Raw genomic sequence first — 7745 nt, 5'->3', positions numbered from 1 at the left:
CCCGACACCGCCCCCGAGAACAGCACCCGCCCGGTCGAGGCGTCGCGCGCAGCCAGCGCCGCCCGGGTCCGGTCGCGCAGGCGCTGGGAGTACTCCAGCACCCGCAGCTCCTCGGCCAGGGCGATACGGATGTTGCTGTCCGAGCCGACGCCGAACCGCCCCCCCGCGCCCAGCCACCGCACCCCGTCGAAGATCCCGTCACCCAACGAGGATTCGGTGATCGGGCACAGCCCCGCCACCGCCCCGGTGGCGGCCAGGCGGGTGGTTTCGTCCGGCAGCATCTGGGTGCAGTGGATCATGCACCAGCGCGGGTCCACATCGGCATGGTCCAGCAGCCAGCGCACCGGGCGGGCGCCGAGGGCGGCCTCCACCTCCGCCACCTCGGCGGTCTGTTCGGCCAGATGCATGTGGATGGGGCCGACGCCGGTCGTGATCTCCGCCAGCGCCTGCGGCGACACCGCGCGCAGCGAATGCGGCGCCACGCCCAGCACGGCGTCCGGGCCCAACGCGCCCAGCGCACGGCCCGCCCCCTCCAGCAGCCGGGCGAATCGCTCGGGGTCGTTGCCGAAGCGCACCTGCCCCGGCCCCAGCGGGCGCGCGTCGCAGCCGCCGTACTGATACAGCACCGGCAGCAGCGTCAGCCCCACCCCGGTGGTCCAGGCGGCGGCCACGATCCGGCCCGCCATCTCGGACAGATCGGCGTGCGGGGTGCCGTCGGCGGTGTGGTGCAGGTAATGGAACTCCACGCTGGTGGCATAGCCCGCCTCCAGCATCTCCATCTGCACGAGGGCTGCGATCGCCTCCACGTCGTCGGGCGTCAACCGGTCGAGGAAGCGGTACATCAGCCGTCGCCATGTCCAGAAGCTGTCGGACGGGTCCGGGCCGCGCCGCTCGGTCAACCCGGCCATCGCGCGCTGGAACGCGTGGGAATGCAGGTTCGCCGGTGCCGGCAGCAGCACGGCGTGGCGCGTGCCGCAGGCGGGGCTGTCCGGCGTTACGGCCGCGATACGCCCGTCCGCCCCGAGGTCCACCCGCACGTCGCGGGCCCAGCCATCGGGCAACAATGCCTGCTCTGCCCAGAGTGTGTGCACCTGCGATCCCCCTTTGCCCACCCACGTTGACAGGGCTTAATTGTGCAGACAATACTCATGCCACGGTGACGCGATCAACCCCGAGGTGGGCCGCATGGAACGACAGATCCTGACCGGCGCCGTGCTGGCCACGCCGGACACGCCCGACACACCCGACGGCGTCGTGGCGCTGGAGGGCGGGCGCATCCGCTGGGCCGGGCCGCGCGCGCAGATGCCGGGCGATCTGGCGGGCTGGCCCGCGCGCGATCTGGGCGGACGGCTGGTCACGCCCGCGCCCATCGACTGCCACACCCATGTCGTCTTTGGCGGCACCCGCGCACGCGAGTTCGAGATGCGCCTGCAGGGCGCCACCTATGCCGAGATCGCACGGGCGGGCGGCGGCATCCTGTCCACCGTCACAGCCACCCGCGCCGCCACCGAGGACACCCTGCTGGCCCAGGCCCTGCCCCGCGTCGACGCCCTGATCGCCGAGGGCGTCACCACGCTGGAGGTCAAGTCCGGCTACGGGCTGGAGGCGGACACCGAGTTGCGCATGCTGCGCGTGGCCCGCGCCATCGGGCGCGCGCGCCCGGTGCGGGTGCGCACGACGTACCTGGGTGCCCATGCGGTGCCGCCGGGAATGGACGCGGACGCGTATCTCGACGACATCTGCATCCCCACGCTGCGGGCGGCGCACGCACAGGGGCTGGTCGATGCCGTGGACGGGTTCTGCGAGGGGATCGCCTTCGACACCGCGCAGATCGCGCGGCTGTTCGACGCCGCGCGCGGCCTCGGCCTGCCGGTGAGACTCCATGCCGAGCAGCTTTCGCACATGGGCGGCACGGCATTGGCGGCGCGGTATGGCGCGCTGTCGGCGGACCATGTGGAATACGCCACCGACGCCGACGCCCGCGCGCTGGCCGCCGCCGGAACGGTGGCGGTGCTGCTGCCCGGCGCGTTCTATACCCTGCGCGAGACGCAGGCGCCGCCGGTCGCGGCGTTGCGCGCGCATGGCGTGGCGATGGCGCTGGCGACCGACTGCAACCCCGGGTCCTCGCCCATGACGTCGATCCTGCTTGCGATGAACATGGGCTGCACATTGTTCGGCCTGACCCCGGCGGAGGCGCTGGCGGGCGTCACCGTCCACGCCGCCCGCGCGCTGGGGCTGGACGACTGCGGCCGGATCGCAGCGGGGCTGCGCGCCGATCTGGCGGTGTGGGACGTGGAAACCCCGGCGGAACTGGCCTGGCGGATCGGCTTCAACCCGCTGCACGCGCGGTATTTCGGAGGCATCGCATGCTGACGCTGACACCCGGCGCCACCCCGCTGGCCGATCTGGAGCGGCTGTGGCGCGACGCCCTGCCCGCGCGGCTGGCGCCCGAGGCCCGCCCGGCGGTGGAGGCGGCGGCAGCCGCCATCGCGGCGGCGGCGGCAGGCGACGCGGCCGTCTACGGGGTGAACACCGGGTTCGGCAAGCTCGCGTCGCGGCGGATCGCGCCCGAGGATACCGCCGCCCTGCAACGCAACCTGATCCTCAGCCATTGCTGCGGCGTGGGGGCGGCGCTCGACACCGCCACCGCGCGGCTGATGATGGCGCTGAAGCTCCTCAGCCTCGGGCGCGGGGCGTCCGGTGTGCGCTGGGAGGTGGTCGCGCTGATCGAAGCGATGCTGGCCGCCGGCATCACCCCGGTGATCCCGGTGCAGGGGTCGGTGGGCGCCTCGGGGGACCTTGCGCCGCTGGCGCACATGGCCGCCGCGATGATCGGCGTGGGCGAGGTGATCGTCGCGGGCACCCGCCGCCCGGCCGAGGCCGCGCTGCGCGACGCGGGCCTGACGCCGGTCGCGCTGGGGCCCAAGGAGGGGCTCGCGCTCATCAACGGCACCCAATTCTCCACCGCGCTGGCGCTGGCGGGGCTGTGGCAGGCGCAGGCGCTGATGGACGCCTCGCTGGTCACGGCATGTCTGTCGACCGACGCCATCATGGGCTCCGACGCGCCGCTGGACGAAGGGATCCATGCCCTGCGCGGCCAGCCCGGGCAGATCGCTGTGGCGGCGCGGATGCGCGCGCTGATGGCCGGATCGGACATCCGCGACAGCCACCGCGACGGCGACACCCGCGTGCAGGACCCCTATTGCATCCGCTGCGTGCCGCAGGTGGTGGGGGCAGCGGCCGACCTGATCGCCTTTGCCGCCCGCACGCTGGAGGTGGAGGCGAACGCGGTCACCGACAACCCGCTTGTGCTGCCCGGCCGCATCCTGTCGGGCGGCAACTTCCACGCCGAACCCGTGGCCTTTGCCGCCGATATCCTGGCGCTGGCGGTGGCCGAGATCGGCGCCATCGCCCAGCGCCGCGTGGCGCTGATGGTGGACCCGACGCTGAGCCACGACCTGCCGCCGTTCCTGACGCCCGACCCGGGCCTGAACTCCGGCTACATGATCGCCGAGGTGACGACGGCGGCGCTGATGAGCGAGAACAAGCACCTCGCGACCCCCTGTTCGACCGACAGCACCCCCACCTCGGCCAATCAGGAGGACCATGTCAGCATGGCCGCCCACGGCGCCCGCCGGCTGGGGCCGATGACCGACAACCTGAGTGTGATCCTGGGTGTGGAGGCCCTGTGCGCCGCCCAGGGGGTGGAGTTCCGCGCGCCGCTGACGACATCGCCGCCGCTGGCCGCCGCCATGGCCGCGCTGCGCGCCGAGGTGCCCCGGCTGGAGGGCGACCGCCTGCTCGCGCCCGAGATCGAGCGCGCAGCCGCGCTCGTGCGCTCCGGCGCGCTGACCCGGGCAGCGGCATGAGCGGCCCGGTGCAGGTCACCCGCGGCGACGGGCCGGTGGTGCTGGGCATGCCGCACACCGGGACCGGGTTGCCGCCCGACATCCTCGCCGCGCTCAATCCCCGGGGCCGGACGCTGAGCGACACCGACTGGCACATCGACCGCCTCTATGACCGCCTGCTGCCCGGCGTGACGGTCGTGCGCGCGACCTTCCACCGCTACGCCATCGACGCCAACCGCCCCCCCGACGGCGCGAGCCTGTACCCCGGGCAGAACACCACCGGCCTCGTGCCGCTGACGGATTTCGACGGCGATCCGATCTGGTCCCGCCAGCCCGCGCGCGACGACATCGAGGCCCGGCGCGTGGCCTTTCACGCCCCCTATCACGCCGCCCTGACGGCCGAGATCGACCGGGTGCGCGCGCTCCACGGCGTGGCGATCCTCTACGATTGCCACTCCATCCGGTCGCGCATCCCGTTCCTGTTCGACGGCACCCTGCCGGATTTCAACATCGGCACCGCCGAGGGCAGCAGCTGCGACGACCGCATCACCCGCGCCGTCCACGACATCTGCGCGGGGGCCGAAGGCCACACCACCGTGCTGAACGGCCGCTTCAAGGGCGGCTGGACGACGCGCCACTACGGGCGCCCCGAAACCGGCGTCCACGCCATCCAGATGGAACTGGCACAATCCACCCATCTGGCGACCGAGGCGCCGCCCTTCGCCTACGACCCCGCCCGCGCGGACCGGCTGCGCCCGGTGCTGGGCCGCATCCTCGCCACCCTCGCCGAAATCGCCCCGACGTTGAGAGGCCCCGCATGACCAACCCCCGCCACAACATCCGCGACGTCTATCCCCCCACCGGCCCCGAGATCAGCGCCAAGAGCTGGCAGACCGAGGCCGCGTTGCGGATGCTGATGAACAACCTGCACCCCGACGTGGCGGAGAACCCGCATGAACTCGTGGTCTATGGCGGCATCGGGCGCGCGGCGCGAACATGGGAGGATTTCGACCGCATCTGCGGCGCCCTGCGCGATCTGGAGGGCGACGAGACCCTGCTGGTGCAGTCCGGCAAGCCGGTCGGCGTGTTCCGCACGCATTCGGACGCGCCGCGGGTGCTGATCGCGAACTCCAATCTGGTGCCGCACTGGGCCACATGGGCGCATTTCAACGACCTCGACCGCAAGGGGTTGATGATGTACGGCCAGATGACGGCCGGAAGCTGGATCTACATCGGCACCCAGGGCATCGTGCAGGGCACCTACGAGACCTTCGCGGAGGCCGGGCGCCAGCATTACGGCGGCGACCTGACGGGCCGCTGGATCCTGACCGCCGGGCTGGGCGGCATGGGCGGGGCGCAGCCGCTGGCGGCGGTGATGGCCGGGGCCTGCTGCCTTGCGGTCGAATGCGACGAGACGCGCGCGGATTTCCGCATCCGTACCCGCTATTGCGACGCCAAGGCCCACACGCTGGACGAGGCGCTGGCGATGATCGACGGCTGGACAAGGGCCGGCGAGGCGAAATCCGTGGCCCTCATCGGCAACGCGGCCGAGGTGTTCCCCGAACTCGTGGCCCGCATGAAGGCCGGCGGCCCGCGCCCCGACATCGTCACCGACCAGACCAGCGCGCACGACCCCATCCACGGCTACCTGCCGGTGGACTGGAGCGTGGCCGAATGGCGCGCCAAGCAGGAGACCGACCCCGCGGCGGTGGAGGCCGCCGCCCGCGCGAGCATGCGCACCCATGTCGCCGCCATGGTGGATTTCTGGAACGCGGGCGTGCCCACACTCGATTACGGCAACAACATCCGCCAGGTCGCGCAGGAGGAGGGGTTGGAGAACGCCTTCGCCTTCCCCGGCTTCGTGCCCGCCTATATCCGCCCGCTGTTCTGTCGCGGCGTCGGCCCGTTCCGCTGGTGCGCGCTGTCGGGCGACCCGGAGGACATCTACCGCACCGACGCGAAGATGAAGGAGCTGTTCCCCGACGACGCGCATCTGCACAACTGGCTCGACATGGCGCGCGACCGCATCGCCTTCCAGGGCCTGCCCGCGCGGATCTGCTGGATCGGGCTGGGCGAGCGTCACCGCGCGGGGCTGGCGTTCAACGAGATGGTCCGCAACGGCGAATTGAAGGCCCCGGTGGTGATCGGGCGCGACCACCTCGACAGCGGCTCCGTCGCCAGCCCCAACCGGGAAACCGAGGCGATGCTGGACGGCTCGGACGCCGTCAGCGACTGGCCGTTGCTCAATGCGCTGCTGAATTGTGCATCGGGGGCCACATGGGTCAGCCTGCACCACGGCGGCGGCGTCGGCATGGGGTTCTCGCAGCATTCGGGCATGGTGATCTGCGCCGACGGGTCGGAGGATGCCGATGCGCGGCTGGCGCGCGTGCTGTGGAACGACCCCGCCACCGGCGTGATGCGCCACGCCGATGCGGGCTACGACATCGCACTGGAGTGCGCGCGCGACCACGGGCTGAACCTGCCCGGCATCCTCGGACGCCGATGATCCCGACACTTACCCCGACAAGAAACCGACCAGGAACCCGACACGGAGGACGACCCATGAAACGCAGAACCTTCCTCGCCAGCGCGGGCATCGGCGCGGCCGCATCCACACTGGCCGCGCCCGCCATCGCCCAGGGCGTGACCCGCTGGCGCATGGTCACCGCCTGGCCGCGCAACCTGCCCGGGCCCGGGGTGGCCGCGCAGATGCTGGCCGACCGGATCCAGACCCTGTCGGGCGGCCGGCTGGAGATCGAGCTGTTCCCGGCCGGAGAGATCGTCCCCGGCATGGGCGTGTTCGATGCCGTGGGCGAAGGCACCGCCGACATCTACCACGCGGTGCCGGCCTATTGGGGATCGAAGTCCCAGGCGATCCTGCTGTTCGGCTCGCAGCCCCTGGGCCTGACGGCGATCGAGCAGCACGGCTGGATGCTGCACGGCGGCGGCCAGGACCTCTATGACCGGATGTATGCGCGCTTCAACCTCAAGCCGTTCCTGTGCGGCAACTCGGGGGCGCAGTGGGCCGGCTGGTTCCGCTCCGAGGTGACGGGCGTCGACGACCTGCGCGGCCTGCGCTATCGCACCACCGGCCTCAATGCGCTGGTGATGAGCCGCCTGGGCGCGGCGGTGGAGGCAATGTCCGGCCCCGCGATGTTCCAGGCGCTGCAATCGGGCGCGCTGGATGCGGGCGAGTTCATCGGGCCATGGACCGACAGCACGCTGGGCTTCCAGCAGGTGGCGTCGATCTACTATGACAACGGGGTGGGCGAGCCCGGCTCAGCCGAGGAATGCGCGGTCAATCTCGATTCCTGGAACGCCCTGCCGGAGGATCTGCAGACCGTCGTCTCGACCGCGGCCGAGAGCCTCTATAACGTGGTGCTGACGGAATACACCACCAAGCACGCCATGGCCCTGCGCGAGCTGGTGTCCCAGCATGGCGTGCAGGTGAAGGCATGGCCCGAGGAGATCATCATCGCCATGGGCAACGCCATGGGCGAGATCGTGCGCGAGATGCGCGACGGCGGCGACGAGCTGGAGCGCGAGATCACCGAAAGCTACATCGCCTATCGCGCGCTGATGGCCGACTACATGCCGCACGCCGAGGCCGCCCAGCTGGCCGCGCGCAGCCTCGATTTCGACCACCCGACCTGAGCCGCCGCCCCGCCCGGTCCGAGCGCGCCCACACGGCCGCCCGGACCGGGCCGACCCCAGCACGCTGTGCCGAAACGGTGTGTGCGGGGGCGGTGTGTGCGGAACGAGACGGACGCAGACGGTGCGCATCGGGCCGCGACATGACCGCCGGGTCCGCGCTTCGCCCCTTCCCGGTCGCCCTTTGCCAGCCGCCCCATCCCAGCCGCCCCTTGCCACCCGTCCCTGCCGACCCGTCCCCACCGT

The 7745-nt window shown here is 72.0% G+C and carries 6 protein-coding genes; 5 read left to right on the top strand and 1 reads right to left on the bottom strand.

Annotation, left to right across the window (positions count from 1 at the left end; translation table 11 throughout):
* A partial coding sequence (locus CCR87_RS05300; RefSeq protein WP_201156522.1) for a formimidoylglutamate deiminase occupies positions 1 to 1091 on the bottom strand: 1091 nt, incomplete at its 3' end.
* A gap of 94 nt (positions 1092 to 1185) precedes the next feature.
* Here CCR87_RS05300 and hutI point away from each other — a divergent pair.
* From hutI to CCR87_RS05275, 5 genes are read left to right on the top strand one after another with little or no spacing between them, the layout of a single operon-like run.
* Positions 1186 to 2373 carry an imidazolonepropionase gene (gene hutI / locus CCR87_RS05295; protein ID WP_201156521.1) on the top strand — a complete coding sequence of 396 codons (1188 nt, stop codon included), beginning with the start codon at positions 1186 to 1188 and terminating at the stop codon, positions 2371 to 2373.
* Positions 2367 to 3869 carry a histidine ammonia-lyase gene (hutH, locus tag CCR87_RS05290; RefSeq protein ID WP_201156520.1) on the top strand — a complete coding sequence of 501 codons (1503 nt, stop codon included), beginning with the start codon at positions 2367 to 2369 and terminating at the stop codon, positions 3867 to 3869. Before hutI ends, hutH begins: the two co-directional genes overlap by 7 nt.
* Positions 3866 to 4669: an N-formylglutamate deformylase gene (gene hutG / locus CCR87_RS05285; RefSeq protein WP_201156519.1), complete on the top strand. Its 804-nt coding sequence runs from the start codon at positions 3866 to 3868 to the stop codon at positions 4667 to 4669. The genes hutH and hutG overlap by 4 nt, the downstream gene beginning before the upstream one ends.
* Complete coding sequence (gene hutU, locus CCR87_RS05280; RefSeq protein ID WP_201156518.1) at positions 4666 to 6354, top strand: urocanate hydratase; 1689 nt, start codon at positions 4666 to 4668, stop codon at positions 6352 to 6354. Before hutG ends, hutU begins: the two co-directional genes overlap by 4 nt.
* A 56-nt stretch (positions 6355 to 6410) precedes the next feature.
* Complete coding sequence (locus tag CCR87_RS05275) at positions 6411 to 7502, top strand: TRAP transporter substrate-binding protein (RefSeq protein ID WP_201156517.1); 1092 nt, start codon at positions 6411 to 6413, stop codon at positions 7500 to 7502.
* Positions 7503 to 7745: the final 243 nt, after the last annotated feature.

The organism is Rhodobaculum claviforme, from assembly GCF_016653255.1.
In the GTDB taxonomy this organism is placed as follows: Bacteria; Pseudomonadota; Alphaproteobacteria; order Rhodobacterales; family Rhodobacteraceae; genus Rhodobaculum; species Rhodobaculum claviforme.
This window is presented reverse-complemented; position numbering and strand designations above follow the sequence as displayed.

Excerpts from the sequence above, each read along its gene's own strand:
- hutH (WP_201156520.1), top strand. The coding sequence starts at position 2,367 with ATGCTGACGCTGACACCCGGCGCCACCCCGCTGGCCGATCTGGAGCGG.
- hutU (WP_201156518.1), top strand. The coding sequence starts at position 4,666 with ATGACCAACCCCCGCCACAACATCCGCGACGTCTATCCCCCCACCGGC.
- CCR87_RS05275 (WP_201156517.1), top strand. The coding sequence starts at position 6,411 with ATGAAACGCAGAACCTTCCTCGCCAGCGCGGGCATCGGCGCGGCCGCA.
- hutG (WP_201156519.1), top strand. The coding sequence starts at position 3,866 with ATGAGCGGCCCGGTGCAGGTCACCCGCGGCGACGGGCCGGTGGTGCTG.
- hutI (WP_201156521.1), top strand. The coding sequence starts at position 1,186 with ATGGAACGACAGATCCTGACCGGCGCCGTGCTGGCCACGCCGGACACG.